Raw genomic sequence first — 16,416 nt, forward strand, 5'->3', positions numbered from 1 at the left:
GGCTGACCTCGGCGATCAGCTCTCCGTCTCATCCCGCTCCGCAAGGAACCGCTCGAACTGCGCGGCCAGCTCATCGCCCGTCGGCATGGGGGTGCTCTCGGCCATCAGGTTCTGCCCCGCCGAACCGGCGGCGAAGGCGTCGTACTGCTGCTCCAGCCCGGTGATCGCGGTGGACAGCTCGGCCGAGCCCTGGATCTGCTCCTCGATCTCGGCGGTGGTCTTCTCCGCCGCCGAGCGCAGGCCGTCGAGCGGGAACACCAGGCCGGTGCTCCTGGTGACGGCCTCCAGCGCGGCCAGCGCGGCCTGCGGGAACTCGGCCTGCGCCAGGTAGTGCGGCACGTGCACGGCGTAACCCACCATGTCGCGCCCCTGCGCGCCCAGCCGGAACTCCAGCAGCGCCGTCATGCTCCCCGGCACCTGGACCCGCCCGAAGGTCGTGCTCTGCGGCCCGATCAGCTCCGGGCGGCTGGCGTGCGCGGTCAGCCCGAGCGGCCGGGTGTGCGGGATGGCCATCGGGATGCCGTGCGCGGTGATCATCTTGCCGACGCCCAGCCGGGCGGCGACCTGCCCGACCGCCGTGGCGAACAGCTCCCACTCGCGGTCCGGCTCCGGGCCGGTCATCACCAGGAACGGCGTGCCGGTGGTGTCGTGCGCGAGATGCACGGCGAGCCGCGGCGTCTCCGCCTCGACCCATTTGTCGGTGTCGAAGGTCATGATCGGGCGGCGTGACCGGTAGTCGAGCAGCCGGTCCACGTCGAATGTCGCCACGATCCGGTGCTCCAGCTCGTCGAGCAGGTGGCCGAACGCGAGCCTGCCCGCCCCTCCGGCGTCGACGAACCCGTCGAGGTGGTAGAGCAGCACCGGATCGGTCAGCTCCGGCACGTCATCGCCGAGCTGATAGAGATCCGTCGGGTCGAACACGTTCCCCCACCCTTTCGTGAGTCCTGTCCCACTCAAACCTACGCCGCGTACCGCTGATTCCGCCGTGCGCACCTTACCGGTGCACAATGGCGAGCATGGAGTCAGAGCAGCCGGGCGAAGAGGTCCGGGAGTTCGCCACCCGGATGTTCGACCTGGCCAGGGCGGGCGACACCGACACCCTGGCCGCCTACGTCGACGCCGGGCTGCCGGTCAACCTCACCAACGAAAAGGGCGACACCCTGCTGATGCTGGCCGCCTACCACGGCCACGCGAGCACGGTCCGCGCGCTGGCCGAGCGCGGCGCCGACCCCGACCGGGCCAACGACCGGGGCCAGACGCCGCTGGCCGGCGCGGTGTTCAAGAAGGAGCCCGAGGTGGTGCGGGCGCTCCTGGACGCGGGGGCCGACCCCGGCCGGGGCACGCCGTCCGCGGCCGACACCGCGCGGATGTTCGGCAACGAGGAGTTCCTGCGCTGGTTCAGTCGATGAGCTCGTGGTGGAAGCTGCCCACCTCGCCGGGCAGCACCGCGTCGGTGAACCTCCGCGTCTCGCGCGCCCAGTCCAGGTAGCCGCGCATCCAGTCCTCCAGCCCGGTCACGCACCGCCGGGTGGCCACGCGCACCTGCTCGCTCGCGCGCAGCGCGTCGAGCCGGCGCTCCAGGGCGTCCTTGGCCGCGAGGAAGCGCCCGATCCGGTCGCGGACGGTCTGTTCCACCTGGTCCACTGCGTCCTGCAACGACCCGCCGTTGGCCTTCCACAGCACGATGACCAGGTTGTGGAACTCGCCCTGGAGCAGTTCCCTGCGCAGGCCGATCACGTCGTTGGTGCAGACCACCACGTGCCCGGCCTCGTGCCGCAGCGCGGTGTACTCGGGGGAGTGGCGGATGGCCATCGGCACCTCGAAGTGCTCGACCAGTTCGATGAGGTCGAAGGACGGCGGGACGTAGGCGATGTCCAGCTTGCGTTCCACGTAGGTCTCCGGGTCCGGCACCTTTCCCGTCGCCCGGTTGTCCACCTCCCACATCGCCGCGTCCAGGCACTGCCGCAGGTCGGCGGAGAACCGCTGCCACCACGCCTCACCGGCCCTGATCCGCATCCGCGCGCCGAGGTCCGCCAGGCCCAGCAGCACCGGCCCCGCCGAGGGCCCGGGCGGCTCGCCGCGCAGCAGCGCCTCGGCCCGCTCGGCCAGTCGCCGGGCCAGCCGGGGGTCCCTGCCCACCTCCGCCAGCTCGAACTGGTCATCGAACACGTGGAACCAACTGTTGAGGTCGGCCGCGAGCGCCAGGTCCGGCAGTGACGCCTCTGGATACAGCCGGGCCACCAGGCGCGCGTAGGACTCGCCGGCGAACCGGTCGGCCTCCGCCCCGCCGGCGATGAGGCCCAGCCGGGCGGCCCATGCGGTGGTGTGCTCGGCCGCCTCGGCCTCGAACGGATTGATACGCGACGGAAACGGTACGCACAAGTCAGGCAGTACCACGCTATCCACACATACCTCCATACAGCCGTTCTGTCGCGAAAGGAGCATTAAGCACCATAGGCCGCAAACGATGGAAGCGGCTATACCCTCCGCGGCAGGGGATCAATCACGATTCATCATGATCTAGCGGCGCCTGTGTGTTATGTCAGAATGCCCGAATTTTCGAGTGAGGCGGTCCTGTCCGCCAAGTCACTCCTAACCATCCCAAACCCCCACCATTTCCGCCCTCACCAGGCCGGATGTTCTCGGCTCCTCCACGCTGACCCGCCTGCCCCGCTCTAGCAACCCCTCTCGCCAAGGTCCGTCCGGTTCGCCACGGATCGCCGGTCCGTCAGGGTTTCATACTATATCGATCGGATTTGCAGGGTACAGTCGAGGGGCCGCTGGACGGGATCGCCGGACGCTCGCCCGCTGCGGCGGCGAGCCCCACGGCCCCGCCGCGGCCTTGTCCCCGCCCGTCGGGCGGCGAAAAGAAGGTCCTGACAAAAGCGCCGGTGATTTTCCCGGCGCGCGCCCGGTCGCTAGAACCGCGACCGGCGACCTTACCGGAAAGCGCTCTCGGCGCTCGCCCGCGGCGAAAGCGAATTCGGGTGAGCCTGCCTATTCCAACCGGCCGTCCGCGGCAGGCGGCCCCGCTCAGAGACCGGGGCCGGGCCGTGTCGCCGGATCGTCGTCGAGCGCGTAGTCGATGGCCTCGTCCATGTTGAGCCGCGCCCCCTGGCGGAAGTGCTCCTCGTAGGCCGCCTCGCCGATGAGCCTCTTGCACTCCTTGACGCTCTGCTCGTGCTCGCCGCCGAAGAACGGCGAACTCAGCAACGGCAGCCCGAACAGCGGCCAGTTGGTCTCCGCCGCGCCCAGCAGGTGGGCCGCGTGGGCGGCCTGGCCGGAGTCGGCGGCGATGCTGGCCATCGCCTCCAGGCACATCATGGCCCCGAGCACGTCGTGGAAGTGCGCCTTGATCCGCAGCGCCTCGCGGACGTTGCTGAGCGCCTCCTCCGCCCGGCCCGCGGCCCGCTGGGCCAGCGAGGTGGCCCAGTGCGCGTAGGAGCGCAGCCAAAGCTCGCCGCGCTGTTCGCAGGTGTGGCGCAGGTCGGCGAGCAGCGCCTCGGCCTCGCCGGGCTCGTTCTGGGCGATCAGTACGTAGGCCAGCTCCAAGATCGCCGGGAGCAGGCCGGGATTGAGCTCCTGGCCCGTCCGGTTGAACTCGATGGCCACGCCGAGCAGGGCGGTGGCCTTCTTCAGGTCGCCCTTGAGCGAGGCGGCGGTGCCCTGCATCTTGGTGGCCAGGATGACCGAGCGGGAGTCGCCGACCATCACCGCCTCGGTGCTGCACTGCTCGGCCCAGTGCTGGGCGGCGTCGATGTCGCCCTGCGCGCTGCACACGTAGGACAGCACCCACAGGGCCTTGCACCGCTCCTTGCTCGGCTCGGAGTTGGAGGCCAGCGCGCGTTCGAGGTAGAGGCGGCCCTCGCGGGCCAGCCCGCAGGCCACCCACATGAACCACAGCGCGCTGAGCAGTTCCAGCGCGATCTTCTTGTGCTCGCCGTGGTTCAGGCAGTAGTCGAGCGCGGCGCGGACGTTGTCGTGCTCCTGGCGCATCCTGATGAACCAGTAGACCTGCCGCATGCCCGACCAGGCGTGCTCACCGGTCTGGGCGAGCTTGAGGTAGTAGTCGCGGTGCCGCCCGCGCATCTCGTCGGTCTGGCCGAGCTTGTCCAGCCACTCCTCGCCGTAGTCGCGCAGCGTGTCGATCAGCCGGTAGCGCACGCCCTTGCCGTGCTGGTCCATCAGCAGGATCGACTTCTCCACCAGCCCGGTGACCAGGTCGGTGATCCGCTCCTCCGGCAGGCTGCCCGGCTCGCTGCAGACGGCCCTGGCCGCGTCCAGCTCGAAGTCGCCGGCGAAGATCGACAGCCTGGCCCACAGCAGCCGCTCGGCGGGCTCGCAGATCTCGTGGCTCCAGCCGATGGCCGCGCGCAGCGTCTGGTGCCGGGGCAGGGCGGTACGGCTGGCCCCGGCCAGCAGGCTGAACCGGTCGGTCAGCAGCGAGAGGATCTGCTGGACCGACAGGGCGCGCAGCCGGACCGCCGCCAGCTCGATGGCCAGCGGGATGCCGTCCAGCCTGCGGCACAACTCGGCCACCGCGCCGATGTTGTGCTCGTCGAGCCTGAAGTCGGGGACCACGGCCGCCGCCCGCGCCGAGAACAGCTCGACGGACTCGTTGCCGTAAAGGTCCTCGCCGGGGTCGTCGCCCGGTACGGCGAGCGGCGGGATGGGCAGCACGTGCTCGCCGGGGACCTGGAGCGACTGGCGGCTGGTGGCCAGGATCTTCAGGTTGGGGGCCTGCTTCAGGAGCTGGAGGACCAGCACGGCGCAGGACTCGATCAGGTGCTCGCAGGTGTCGATGATCAGCAGCATGTCCCGGCCGCCGACCCACTCGGTCAGGCGGTCGGGCCGCGCCGACTGGTCGGCGATGCCCAGGGCCGCGGAGATGGTGTGCTCGACCATCCCGGCGTCCTGGAGGCGGGCGAGGTCGGCGAACCACACGCCGTCGGCGTAGTCGGCCCGCACCTGATGAGCGAGCCGGAGCGCGGTACGGGACTTTCCCACACCGCCGATGCCGGTCACGGTCACCAGGCGTGACTCTTGAAGGTGGCGTTTGAGGGTGGTCAGCAGCCGGGTCCGCCCGACGAAGCTGGTGAGCTCCGCGGGCAGATTGCCTTCTCGCCGCCATCCTGCTGGGGCTGCCATGGCCGCCTCACCGGGGGGTAGCTGACACCTGCCTGCGCATCGTACCCCCAGTGCCGACGGCTGTCCGGGGGCGCGAGCATAAGCGGGAGCGAGGTTTGCGGCATCGAGCCGACAATCAGGACAAACCCTCTCAGTGGTCTCTGGTGTCACTGAGTAGGCTCGCCGCATGAGGCGCTGGGCGGGACGCTGGATCATCGCGGCACTGGCCGTCATGGTCGTGGCGGGGGCGGGAGCATGGGCGTTCTGGCCGTCGTCACCCTCCGTGACGGCGGCCGACGTGACGATCGGCGTGATGGACGGCCCGGCCGGCGACCAGCGGGTGCGGATCGACGCGACGTTCTTCACCCCGCCCGGCGGCAGGGCGCCCGCCGTACTGCTCGCGCACGGCTTCGGCGGCACCAAGGCGAGCGTCCGCGACGAGGCCGAGCGCCTGGCCGCCGCCGGCTACGCCGTGCTGACCTGGTCGGCCCGCGGCTTCGGCCGCACCACCGGGCAGATCGCCCTGAACTCCCCCGACTACGAGGTCAAGGACACCCGGCAGCTCGTGGACTGGCTGGCGGCCCGGCCCGAAGTACGGCTCGACGCCAAGGGCGACCCGCGCGTGGGCATCGCCGGAGCCTCCTACGGCGGTGCGATCGCCCTCATGACCGCCGCCCACGACCCCCGCGTGGACGCGATCGTCCCCCGGATCACCTGGCACGACCTGGCCACGGCGCTGTTCCCCGACGCCACCGGCCAGGGGCCCGAGCACGGCGTCTTCAAGCGCATGTGGGCCGGGATCTTCTTCGGCAGGGCCGGGCCCCCGCAGCGGCCGGAGGGCGCCGCCCGGACCGGCCCGGCCACGCCGCTCACCGCCGAGCAGGCGGCCTGCGGCCGGTTCCTGCCGGAGATCTGCGACCTGTACCGGAAGGTGGCCGAGACCGGCAGGGCCACCCCTGAGGCGGTGGAACTGCTGCGCCGCTCCAGCCCCGCCTCGGTGCCCGGCATGATCCGCATCCCCACCCTGCTGCTCCAGGGCCAGCGCGACTCCCTCTTCCCGCTCGACCACGCCGACGCCAACGCCAGGGCCATCGCCGCGACGGGCGCGCCGGTCCAGGTCGCCTGGTTCGACGGCGGCCACGACGGCGGCGACGGTGAGATCGACTGGATCCACGAGCGCACGGTGAGCTGGTTCGGCCACTTCCTGGCCCGCGACGGCGGCTCGGGCGTACCGGGCAGCGCCTTCACGGTCACCCGGGACGGCGGGCGCGACCCGGGCAGCCGGCAGCCGGTGCTGCTGCACGCCACCGCGGGCGGCTATCCGGGGCTGGGCGGCTCGGCGCGGACCACGCTGCCGCTGTCCGGCCCCGAACAGCGGATCGCCGCCCCGCCGGGGGGAGCGCCCGCCGCGGTGTCCTCGATCCCCGGCCTCGGCGCGCCCGGCGCGGGCGGCGCGGCCGAACTGTTCGGCGCGGCGGCGGACGTGCCGGGGCAGAGCGCGAGCTTCGAGACCCGCCCGCTGGCCCGGCCGGTTCAGGTGACCGGGAGTCCGGCGGTGACCGTCCGGGTGGCCGGCACCGACGCGCCGGGGCGGGAGGTGACGCTGTTCGCCGGGCTCCAGGACGTGGCCGCGGACACCCGCGCGCCGGTCCTCCCCAAGGGGCTGGTCGCCCCGGTCAGGTTCATCGTCCCCGACGGCGGCGGCGAGGTCACCATCCGGCTGCCCGCGATCGATCACCGGTTCGCCGCGGGCCACCGGCTCAGGGTCGCGATCGGCACCACCGACCTCGGCTACGCCATGCCGGACGAGGCGGCGGTGCACACGATCGCGCTGCCTGCGGGCGGCGGGACGCTCACGCTGCCCGGCGCGGCGCTGGAGACCCCGCCCGCGGGGCCGGTGTGGTGGGCCTGGGCGCTGCCGCCGGTCGCGCTGGCCGTGGCGGCGCTGATCGCGCTCACCGGCCGGCGCCGCCGTACGACGGGCGAGGACGCCCCCGACGAGGACGTCCCGCTGCGGATCAGCGGCCTCACCAAGAGCTACCGCAACGGCGAGCGGGCGGTCACGGACCTGAGCTTCGCCGTGCGCCGAGGGCAGGTGCTCGGCCTGCTCGGACCGAACGGCGCGGGCAAGACCACCACGTTGCGCATGCTGATGGGCCTGATCACCCCGGACGCCGGAGAGATCCGCATCTTCGGCACGAAGGTGACCCCCGGCGCACCCGTGCTGTCCAGGATCGGCTGTTTCGTGGAGGGCCCGGGGTTCCTGCCGCACCTCACCGGGCGGGCCAACCTGGAGCTGTACTGGCGGGCCACCGGGCGCCCGGCGGCGGACGCGCGCCTGGCCGATGCCCTGGAGATCGCCGGGCTCGACGGCACGCTCGACCGCGCGGTGCGCACCTACTCCCAGGGCATGCGCCAGCGCCTGGCCATCGCCCAGGCCATGCTCGGCCTGCCCGACCTGCTGGTGCTCGACGAGCCCACCAACGGCCTGGACCCGCCGCAGATCAGGGAGATGCGCCGGGTGCTGATCCGCTACGCCGAGCAGGGCCGCACGGTGATCGTGTCCAGCCACCTGCTCGCCGAGGTCGAGCAGACCTGCGACCACGTCGTGGTCATGCACCGCGGCAGGCTGGTCACCGCCGGGCCGGTCAGCGAACTGCTGGAGTCCGCCGCAAGGCCGAACGGCGCGGCCCGCCGCCTTGAGGACGTCTTCCTCAGCCTGATCGGAGACAACGCGTGAGCACCGGAACGGCGGGCGCGCCGGGATACTCGGCGCGGCGCACGCTGCCGCTGTCGGTGGAGTTCGTCAGGCAGTTGCGCCGCAGGCGGACCCTGGTGATGTTCGGGCTGCTGCTCGCGCTGCCGTGGGTGCTGGCCGCCGCCTTCCAACTGGGGGCCGGGCAGCCCCGGCCCGGCCAGGGCGCGGCGGGGACCGGGCTGCGGATGAGCGACCTCGCCACGACCGGCGGCCTCAACTTCGCCCTCTTCACCCTGTCGGTGTCGGCGACCTTCCTGCTGGTCGTGGCCGTCGCGCTGTTCTGCGGCGACACCGTGGCGGGCGAGGCGAACTGGGCGTCGCTGCGGTACCTGCTGGCCGCCCCGGTGCCCAGGGGGCGGCTGCTGCGGCAGAAACTGATCGTCGCGCTCGGCTACGCGGCTGCGGCCGTGTGCGCGCTGCCGCTGATGGCGCTGCTGACCGGGACCCTCGTCTTCGGCTGGGCGGACGTCCAGGTGCCGGGCACCGGCGAGGTCGTCCCGGCGGCCGTCGCGCTGCCGAGGTTCGCCCTGGTGGTGGGGTACGTGCTGGTCTGCCAGCTCGTGGTGGCGTCGCTGGCGTTCCTGCTCTCGGCCACCACCGACTCACCGCTCGGCGCGGTCGGCGGCGCGGTCGGCCTGGTGATCGTCTGCAACATACTCCAGGCCGTGGACGCGCTCGGCGGCGTGCGGGAGTTCCTGCCGACGTACTGGAACTCCGCATGGCTGGCGGCGCTCACGCCCGAACCGGACCTGAGCGGGATGCTCAGGGGCGTCGCCGTGGCGGTGGCCTACTCCTCGATCCTGATCGCGGTCGCCTTCCGCAGGTTCGGCCGCAAGGACATCGTCTCCTGAGAGATCGTGAGCGCGCCCGCCGCCGCGGGCGCTCAGCCCCAGTGCGGCGGGCGCTCCTCCAGCAGGCGGGCGGTGTCGTCGTCGCCGTCCAGACGGCCGCCCCAGCCGATGTCGGTGTCGTCGCTGGTCTGGTCATCGAGCACCGGTAGTCCCTCGTCGAAGAGGTCCACCGGACGCAGGTCATCCGGTCCGTGTGTCACGGCCACATCTTAGAGACCGCAGGGCGGGAGGGCGTACGGCATCCCCCCTTACCGGGGCTCGATCGCGCGGTGGCGTCCGCAATTGGACCAAGGATCCGATAACACTCCCGGAACTGTACTTCCGTCGTTACTTTGGGCTGATTTCGCGATCCTGGTATCAAACCCGGTTGAGGGTGAACCACTCCGAGTGGTACAGGACCAAACCGCTGAGCGATCTGTGACACGGTGGTCGCGAATGGTAGTGAAATCCTGCTTGTATGGCAGTGGTAGCTCCCCGCCCCCTGTTGGGAGCCTCGCTTCTGTTGTTCGTCAGTGTCGCCTGGGGGTCGGCGTTTCCACTGATGAAGGATCTGATCATCAGAATGCCGGTCACCGACCTGCTCACCGAGCGTTACGGCCTGGCCGCCCTGGTGCTGCTCGCGATCAGGCCGCGCTGCCTGCGCGGGCTGCCGGGGGCGGCCTGGTCACGGGGGGTCCTGCTGGGCGTGCTGTTCGGGGTGGGCCAGATCGCGCAGGCCGTGGCGCTGCACAGCCTGCCCTCCTCGGTGTCCGGCTTCGCGGTCGGCTGCAACGTCGTGATGACGCCCGTGCTCGGCCTCATCCTCCTGCGCATGCGCGTGTCCCGGCGGGTCTGGGTGGCGGTGGCCCTGTCGGCCGCCGCGATGTGCGTCTTCACGCTGCTCCAGGGAGTCGAGGGCCAGGGCGTCTCGGTGCTCGCGCTGTCGGGGACCCTATTCGCCGCGGCCCTGTACGCCGCGCACACCCTCGTGCTCGGGCAGACGTCCACCGACCGTCCGGCCGACAGTTACGCGATCGCGGTAATCCAGCTCGCGACGATCGCCGTCATGACCGGGGTGCTTTCGGTGCCGGGTGGTCTGACGCTTCCGGGCAGCCCGGCCGACTGGGCGGTGCTCGGTCACCTCGCCGTGGTCTCCTGCGCGCTGGGATTCCTGGCCAGGACGTACGGCCAGGCCCACGTGCGCGCCGTACCGGCCGCGGTCCTGCTGTCCTCCCAGCCGCTGTGGGTCGCGGTGCTCGCGGTGCTCGCGTACGGGGAGGCGGTGACGTTGAGCGTCGTCATGGGCGGCGCCATGGTCGCCATCGCCATGCTGCTCGTCGTGGTGCCGGGCAGGGGCGAGGACGACGAGCCGGAAGCCGACGCCGCGGAGTCGCGCGTGACGCTGCTGCGGGCCCGGCGGGTGGCCTCACAGCGGCTGCGCTCCCTCCAGTCCTTCCAGCCGCACCAGGATGAGGACGAGGACGAGGACGAGACGGCAGGCGAGAACGCGGGCGGCCAGGCCGGGCGGCCGGGGCCCGCCCGCGGGACCTCCCCGGTGCCGGGCGGCCCGGTCTGGGACGGCGCGGGTGACATTCGCGGCCCCCGCCTGCCCCATCCGCGCGGCGCCCCAGGCCCGGACCTGCCCCGCGCGCCCGGCGGCGCGGGCGGCGCGCCCTCCGCCCCGGCCGGAGGCGACGGGCCCGCCCCGGCGGACGGGCCGGTGGACCAGGTCGTCCAGCACGCCATCGAGGTGGTCAGGCAGCGCGCCGCCCGCGAGCTGATCGAGCGGTACGCCCCCCTCGTCATCGTGGTGGACATCCCGCATCTGGGCGACCTCGAAACCGGGGCCGCCGCGCTGGAACCCCTCCAGGTCCTGCCCGACGGCGACGCGCCCGGCCGCGATCGGCTGGACCTGGACCGGCTCGCCCCCGCCGACCCGGACGCCATGTGAGGCCCGGCGGCTCACCGCCGCGCGGACGGGAATCGGGCCACGAACCTGGCGCCGCGCGGGCTGTCCTCGACGGTCAGCGATCCGCCGTGCTCCTCGGCGATCTCCCTGGCGATCGGCAGCCCGAGGCCGGTGCCCCCGGCGTCCCTGCTGCGCGCCGCGTCCAGCCGGGTGAACCGCTGGAACACCACCTCCCGCTGGTCGGGCGGGATGCCGGCGCCGTCGTCGAGGACTTCGAGCACGGCGTGGCCGTCCCGGTCACCGACCGTCACGCAGATCTCGGTGCCGGCGTGCCGTTCGGCATTGTCCACCAGGTTGGTCAGCAGCCGGGCCAGCCGCAGCCGGTCGCCGAGCACCTCCACGCCGTCCTGGAGCTTGCGCACCACCCGAACGCGCCGCCAGCGCCGGTCCAGCTCGCCGCGCACCAGCTCCGACAGGTCCAGCCGGTCCCGTCTGGAGGGCGCGCCCGCGTCCAGCCTGGCCAGCATCAGCAGGTCGCTGACCAGCGCCTCCAGCCGTTCCAGGCTGCCGAGCTGGGCGCGGACCAAGGAGATCCAGTCGGTGTCGCCCGGGTGCAGCAGCGCGTCCTCGACCTGCGTGCGCATCGCGGTGATCGGGCTGCGCAGGTCGTGGGAGGCGTCCGAGGCGAACCGCCGCTGCTTTTCCACCTGCGTCTCCAGGCGGTCCAGGGTGCGGTTCACGCTCTCGGCGAGGCGGCGGATCTCGTCCTGGTAGGGCGGGACCGGCACCCGCCGCCCCAGGTCGGTGGCGCTGATCTCGTCGAGTTCGGATCTGATCGCCTCGACCGGGGCCAGCGTCTTGCTGGTCGTGCGGTAGGTGCCCGCGGTGGTCACCAGCACGAGCAGTAGCGCCCCGCCGACGAGCATCGTGGAGAACACCGGGCTGACGTACCACGGCACGTCATGGTCGGCCCCGTACACCAGCCAGTCGCCCTCCGGCTGGTGTACCCGAAAGCTCATCACCAGCATGCACTCGCTCTCGTAGCCGGGGATGTCGCAGCGCAGCCGCTGGGCGCGCACCTCGGCCTCGGTCGGCTCGAAGTCGGCCATCCTCGGCATGCCGGCCATTTCCGGGGTCGCGGCCAGGACCCGCCCGCGCGCGTTGACCACCTGTACGGCGGGCACCTCCAGGCCGGTCAGGATCGGGGTCAGCCGGCCCTCCCGCAGCAGGTGGACCACCTTGATGGACGCCCCGGAGATCTGCTCGGTGCGGTCGCCCGTGGCGAGGTCACGGACCCCGATCAGGGCCACCGCGATGCCCGCGGCGCAGATGAGTCCCATCACGAGACCGGCGACGAGAGCCAGTCGTGTCCTGATGGACCATCTGTGCCTTCTGCTCACCCGAGCCCCCGGTAATCAGGTGATCACACTAGGGGTATGTTGCTCGGAGTCAGGGAGATTCACCGCTAACCGAGAGTAAAACTAGGGTTTGGTGGTGTAAGAGGAGAAGATCCCTTCAAGCGGTCAGGGCGGGCCACGCGATTCGCCCGAGGTCCCGCGCCCCGGCTTCGGGTATATCTAGAGCGCGACGCACATCCGCACCACGGACGGGCCACGATGGGCCCGCCCGCACCGCGAGCACCGCGCACGCCGCGCGCCGAGCCGCTGGAGCTGCGAGTCATGGGCGACATAACCGGTCTTACAGGCTTCTATCGCATCGCCGCCGCCGACCCCGGCCGCCGTGCCGTGATCGACCAGGACGGCACGGTCACCACGTACGGCGAGCTGCTGACCCTGGTCAACGCGGTCACCCACGGGCTACGGGCCCGTGGCGCGGGCCACGGTGACGTGGTGGCGGGGGTCCTGCCCAACGGGGTGGACGCGCTGGCCCTCCCGCTCGCCGCCTGCCAGACGGGCATGCACTACGTCCCGGTCAACTGGCACCTCACAACCGGCGAGCTGGGCTACATCCTGCGCGACTGCGGCGCGCGGATCGTGGTCACGGCCGAGCCGTACGAGCCCGCCGTACGCGCGGGGGCGGCCGAGGGGGCCGAGGTCCTGCGGGGCGCGGCGGCGCTCGCCTGCGGCATGCCGTCCGGCCCGCCGGGCGATCGGAGGGCCGGGGCGATGCTCTGGTACACCTCGGGCACCACTGGAGTGCCCAAGGGAGTGCAGCGCGTCCTGCGCGACGGCGAACCCGAAGAGACCGTCGCGCGGCACATCTGGTTCTTCGGCGAGGTGTGCGACCTGCGGCCCGGCGACGGCGTACACCTGGTGACCGCGCCCATCTACCACTCCGCGCCCTCCGCGCACTCGTTCTTCGCCCTGCACATGGGGCACACCGTGGTCCTCGCGCCGCACTTCGACCCCGAGCGGGTGCTCGGCCTGATCGAGGAGTACGGCGTCACCAACACGCTGATGGTGCCGACGATGTTCCATCGGCTGCTGCGCCTGCCCGAGGCGGTCCGCGCGAAGTACGACGTGTCGTCACTGGCGCAGGTGATGCACACCGGAGCGGCCTGCCCGGTGCCGGTGAAGCAGGCGATCATGAGCTGGTGGGGGCCGGTGGTCTACGAGTACTACGGCTCGACAGAGTCGGCCATCCCCTTCGCCGTCAAGCCCGGCGAGTGGCTGGCCAGGCCCGGCACGGTGGGCAGGCCCTCGCCGACCTTCGAGGCCGTGATCCTCGACGACGAGGGCCATGAGCTCCCGCCCGGCGAGCCCGGCCTGGTCTACGTCCGCTCCTCGGGCAACCGGTTCGAGTACCGTGACGACCCGGCCGGCACCGCGGCCAGAAAGCGCGGCGACTGGTACACCCCCGGCGACATCGGCTACTTCGACCACGACGGCTACCTGTTCCTGTGCGACCGCCGCGCCGACCTGATCGTCTCCGGCGGGGTGAACATCTACCCGGCCGAGGTCGAGGCGGCCCTGATCACCCACCCCGCCGTCGCCGACGTGGCGGTGATCGGCGTGCCCGACGAGGAGTGGGGCCACAACGTGGTCGCCCTGGTGCAGCCCACACCGGCTGCGGGGCCCGGCCCGGAGCTGGCCGCGGCCCTGCTCGCGCACTGCGAGCCGCGGATCGCCCGGTTCAAACGGCCCAAACTGATCGAGTTCGTCACCGAACTGCCGCGCACGCCCACCGGCAAGCTGTCCAGGCGGCGGGTCAGGGACGACTACCTGGCCGCCCGGCCAGCACGGCCCTGATCAGCTCGCTGACCAGCGCGCTGCGGCCCGGCATCTCGGCCACCACCACGTGCTCGTGATCGGCGTGCGCGCCGCCGCCCACCGCCCCCAGGCCGTCCAGCGTCGGGCAGCCGACCCCTGCCGTGAAGTTGCCGTCGGAGCCGCCGCCCACCGCCGTGCCGGTCAGCGGCCCGATGCCCAGGCCGGTGGCGACCTCGCAGGCCAGCTCGAACAGCGCGGCCGAGGACGCCGGTTCCAGCGGCGGCCGATTGGGGCCGCCGATCAGTTCCAGCCTGGCCCCGGGCAGCCTGGGCGTGAGGGCGCGCATCCGCTCGTCCACCCGGTCCTGGGCGGCCTGGTCGGGCACCCGCACATCGACCCTGATGCGGGCGGCGGCGGGCACGGTGTTCGGGCTGGTGCCCGCGCTCAGCAGGGTCGGCGTGACGGTCGTGGCGCCCTCCGCCAGGCCGGCGATGGCGATGACCTGGTGGGCCAGCTCGATGCCCGCGTTGACGCCCAGCTCCGGTTCCAGGCCCGCGTGCGCGGCCTTGCCGTGCACCACCAGCTCATACCGGGAGACCCCCTTGCGCGCGGTCTTCAGCGCGCCGCCGTCCGCGCCGGCCTCCAGCACGAACGCGGCGGACAGGCCCCGGGCGCAGTCCTCGATCAGCCGGCGCGAGGTCGGTGAGCCCAGCTCCTCATCGCCGGTGACCAGCATCGTCACGCCGTCCAGCGACGGCAGCGCGGCCAGCGCGTGGAACGCCTGCACCAGCCCCGACTTCATGTCGAAAACGCCGGGCCCGCGGGCCACCCCGTCGGTGACCGACCAGGGGTGCGTGGCCAGGGTGCCGATCGGCCACACTGTGTCGTGATGGCCGAGCACCAGCACCCGGGGGACGCCGAACGTCCACTTCAGGTGCGTGACCCCGTCGATGACGATGGTCTCCGGCCGGCTCCCGAGCATCCGGGTGCCCTGGGCGGCGACCACGTCGGCGCTGCGCGCGACCGCCGCCAGGTCGGCCGAGAAGGATTCGCACAGCACGAGCTCTTTCAGATCGGCCAGCATGTCCGCCAGCATCGCGTCCAGTGCCTCCCTCGCCGTGATCTCCGGATGATCTCCGGCCGCTGGGACGACGTTACCCCTGGGCGGGCCCGAGGAGGTACGCCCCGGGCCGCGGCGCGCGGGTCAGCCGCCGGTACAGCGACGCGGTGCCCGGCCAGTTGTTGGTCACCCGGCCCGACGCCGTGCGGTACCAGCTCCGGCAGCCGCCCTGCCAGACCATCTCGGCCATCGCCCGGTCCAGCCGGGCCCGCCAGGCGTCCATCGCCTCCCGGCGCACCTCCATGTGCCCGTGCCTGCGGATGTACGGCAGGCAGGCCAGCACGTACCGCACCTGGCACTCGATCATGAGGATGATCGAGTTGTGGCCGAGGTTGGTGTTGGGCCCGTAGAGCAGGAAGAAGTTGGGAAAGCCGGGGAGCGCGATGCCGAGGTACGCCTCCGCGCCGTCCCGCCAGCGCTCGGCCAGCGTGGCGCCGTCGCGGCCGGTGACCCGGACGGGGGCCAGGAATTCGGTGCTGTGAAATCCGGTGGCGTAGATGATCGTGTCGTGGCGGCGCGGCGGGCCCTGCGCGGTCTGTACGCCGTGCCGGGTGACGCGGCTGATCGGGTCGGTCACCACCTCGACGTTGCCGCGGGTCAGCGCGGGGTAGAAGGCGCTGTCGATGATGATCCTGCGGCAGCCGATCCGGTGGGCGGGGGTCAGCTTGGCGCGCAACTCCGGATCGGGCACCTGGCGGGCGAGGTGGGACAGCGCCAGATCGCGCACCCGGCCGGCGCTCCAGCCGTCCTCGCGCAGCGCGGGATAGAGCGCGGTCTCGGCCTTGTGGTAGATCCATTCGCGGTAGGCGCGGCGCAGGAAGGGCAGGTGGCGCAGGGCGTGCCGGGCGGGCGCGGGGAAGGTCGCGTCCGGCTTGGGGATCACCCAGTTGGGGGTGCGCTGGAAGACGTCGAGGCGGGCGGCGAGCGCGGCGACGTGCGGGATGAACTGCGCGGCGGAGGAACCGGTGCCGATGACGGCGACGTCGCGGCCGGTGAGGTCGTGGCCGTGGTCCCAGCGGGCGGAGTGGAAGCTCGTTCCCGCGAAGCCCGGCATGCCGGGGATGTCGGGCATGCGGGGGCGGTTGAGCTGGCCGACGCTCATCACCAGCACGTCGTAGGCGTCGGTGCGCTCGGTCTCGCCGTGCCGGGTGGTGACATGCCACCGGCCGCCGGTGTGGCGCGCGGCGATGACCTCCGTGTTGAAGCGGATATGTCGCCTGGCGTCGTATTTGTCAGCGCAGTGCTCTAGATAGGCGAGGATCTCGGGCTGGCCGGGATATCGGCGTGTCCACGAGTGGTACTTCTCGAACGAGTAGGAGTACAGGTGGGACGGGATGTCACAGCCCGCGCCCGGATAGGTGTTGTCCCGCCAGGTGCCGCCCACCCGGCCCGCCTTCTCGTAGACGGTGAACGACGAGATCCCCGCCGCCCGCAGCCGGATGGCCATGCACAACCCGCCGAAACCGGCGCCGACGATCGCGACCGTGGGCATGCCTCGCCCT

Annotated in this window: 12 protein-coding genes; 5 read left to right on the plus strand and 7 right to left on the minus strand. The window is 72.2% G+C overall.

Translation table 11 applies throughout. The features are described 5' to 3' along the window. Nucleotides 1-15 precede the first annotated feature (15 nt). Nucleotides 16-921, minus strand: coding sequence for a proteasome assembly chaperone family protein (locus ACH34R_RS08245; protein WP_397560686.1), 906 nt, complete (start codon nt 919-921; stop codon nt 16-18). A gap of 95 nt (nt 922-1,016) precedes the next feature. On the opposite strand from ACH34R_RS08245, the gene ACH34R_RS08250 reads away from it, so the two are divergent. After that, a complete protein-coding gene (locus ACH34R_RS08250; protein WP_397560687.1) occupies nt 1,017-1,409 on the plus strand; it encodes an ankyrin repeat domain-containing protein in 393 nt (130 codons plus the stop codon). On the opposite strand, the gene ACH34R_RS08255 is transcribed toward ACH34R_RS08250, so the two are convergent. Further along, complete coding sequence (locus ACH34R_RS08255) at nt 1,399-2,406, minus strand: hypothetical protein (protein ID WP_397560688.1); 1,008 nt, start codon at nt 2,404-2,406, stop codon at nt 1,399-1,401. The genes ACH34R_RS08250 and ACH34R_RS08255 overlap by 11 nt on opposite strands. A 627-nt stretch (nt 2,407-3,033) precedes the next feature. After that, the gene (locus ACH34R_RS08260) at nt 3,034-5,148 is read right to left on the minus strand and encodes an ATP-binding protein (protein ID WP_397560689.1); all 2,115 of its coding nucleotides are present in this window, start codon (nt 5,146-5,148) and stop codon (nt 3,034-3,036) included. Between the two features lie 166 nt (nt 5,149-5,314). Here ACH34R_RS08260 and ACH34R_RS08265 point away from each other — a divergent pair, with 166 nt between their 5' ends. Then, nucleotides 5,315-7,867, plus strand: coding sequence for a CocE/NonD family hydrolase (locus ACH34R_RS08265; RefSeq protein ID WP_397560690.1), 2,553 nt, complete (start codon nt 5,315-5,317; stop codon nt 7,865-7,867). Beyond that, the gene (locus ACH34R_RS08270; protein WP_397560691.1) at nt 7,864-8,736 is read left to right on the plus strand and encodes an ABC transporter permease; all 873 of its coding nucleotides are present in this window, start codon (nt 7,864-7,866) and stop codon (nt 8,734-8,736) included. Before ACH34R_RS08265 ends, ACH34R_RS08270 begins: the two co-directional genes overlap by 4 nt. A 32-nt stretch (nt 8,737-8,768) precedes the next feature. Here the strand turns inward: ACH34R_RS08270 and ACH34R_RS08275 are convergent, their stop codons facing one another. Beyond that, nucleotides 8,769-8,936, minus strand: coding sequence for a hypothetical protein (locus tag ACH34R_RS08275; RefSeq protein ID WP_397560692.1), 168 nt, complete (start codon nt 8,934-8,936; stop codon nt 8,769-8,771). A gap of 257 nt (nt 8,937-9,193) precedes the next feature. On the opposite strand from ACH34R_RS08275, the gene ACH34R_RS08280 reads away from it, so the two are divergent. Further along, entirely contained in the window at nt 9,194-10,666 is a 1,473-nt protein-coding gene (locus ACH34R_RS08280) for an EamA family transporter (RefSeq protein ID WP_397560693.1), read from the plus strand. A gap of 11 nt (nt 10,667-10,677) precedes the next feature. Here the strand turns inward: ACH34R_RS08280 and ACH34R_RS08285 are convergent, their stop codons facing one another. Beyond that, complete coding sequence (locus ACH34R_RS08285) at nt 10,678-11,964, minus strand: sensor histidine kinase (RefSeq protein WP_397560694.1); 1,287 nt, start codon at nt 11,962-11,964, stop codon at nt 10,678-10,680. A gap of 339 nt (nt 11,965-12,303) precedes the next feature. Between ACH34R_RS08285 and ACH34R_RS08290 the strand changes: the two genes are divergently transcribed. Next, nucleotides 12,304-13,833, plus strand: a complete 1,530-nt coding sequence (locus tag ACH34R_RS08290) for an AMP-binding protein (RefSeq protein ID WP_397560695.1) — start codon at nt 12,304-12,306, stop codon at nt 13,831-13,833. On the opposite strand, the gene ACH34R_RS08295 is transcribed toward ACH34R_RS08290, so the two are convergent. Together ACH34R_RS08295 and ACH34R_RS08300 are read right to left on the minus strand one after the other, a co-directional pair. Next, nucleotides 13,793-14,890, minus strand: a complete 1,098-nt coding sequence (locus ACH34R_RS08295) for a M20 family metallopeptidase (RefSeq protein ID WP_397560696.1) — start codon at nt 14,888-14,890, stop codon at nt 13,793-13,795. The two genes, ACH34R_RS08290 and ACH34R_RS08295, sit on opposite strands and share 41 nt — an antisense overlap. Nucleotides 14,891-14,948: 58 nt before the next feature. Beyond that, on the minus strand, nt 14,949-16,406 hold the full coding sequence (locus tag ACH34R_RS08300; RefSeq protein WP_397560697.1) for a flavin-containing monooxygenase: 1,458 nt from the start codon (nt 16,404-16,406) through the stop codon (nt 14,949-14,951). Nucleotides 16,407-16,416 lie beyond the last annotated feature (10 nt).

The organism is Spongiactinospora sp. 9N601 (assembly GCF_044326295.1).
Taxonomy (GTDB): Bacteria; Actinomycetota; Actinomycetes; order Streptosporangiales; family Streptosporangiaceae; genus Spongiactinospora; species Spongiactinospora gelatinilytica.

What these genes read in the sequence shown, in the direction of transcription:
- ACH34R_RS08265 (WP_397560690.1), top strand. Translation starts at nt 5,315, where the DNA reads ATGAGGCGCTGGGCGGGACGCTGGATCATCGCGGCACTGGCCGTCATG.
- ACH34R_RS08290 (WP_397560695.1), top strand. Translation starts at nt 12,304, where the DNA reads ATGGGCGACATAACCGGTCTTACAGGCTTCTATCGCATCGCCGCCGCC.
- ACH34R_RS08260 (WP_397560689.1), bottom strand. Translation starts at nt 5,148, where the DNA reads ATGGCAGCCCCAGCAGGATGGCGGCGAGAAGGCAATCTGCCCGCGGAG.
- ACH34R_RS08250 (WP_397560687.1), top strand. Translation starts at nt 1,017, where the DNA reads ATGGAGTCAGAGCAGCCGGGCGAAGAGGTCCGGGAGTTCGCCACCCGG.
- ACH34R_RS08280 (WP_397560693.1), top strand. Translation starts at nt 9,194, where the DNA reads ATGGCAGTGGTAGCTCCCCGCCCCCTGTTGGGAGCCTCGCTTCTGTTG.
- ACH34R_RS08295 (WP_397560696.1), bottom strand. Translation starts at nt 14,890, where the DNA reads ATGCTGGCGGACATGCTGGCCGATCTGAAAGAGCTCGTGCTGTGCGAA.
- ACH34R_RS08285 (WP_397560694.1), bottom strand. Translation starts at nt 11,964, where the DNA reads ATGGGACTCATCTGCGCCGCGGGCATCGCGGTGGCCCTGATCGGGGTC.
- ACH34R_RS08300 (WP_397560697.1), bottom strand. Translation starts at nt 16,406, where the DNA reads ATGCCCACGGTCGCGATCGTCGGCGCCGGTTTCGGCGGGTTGTGCATG.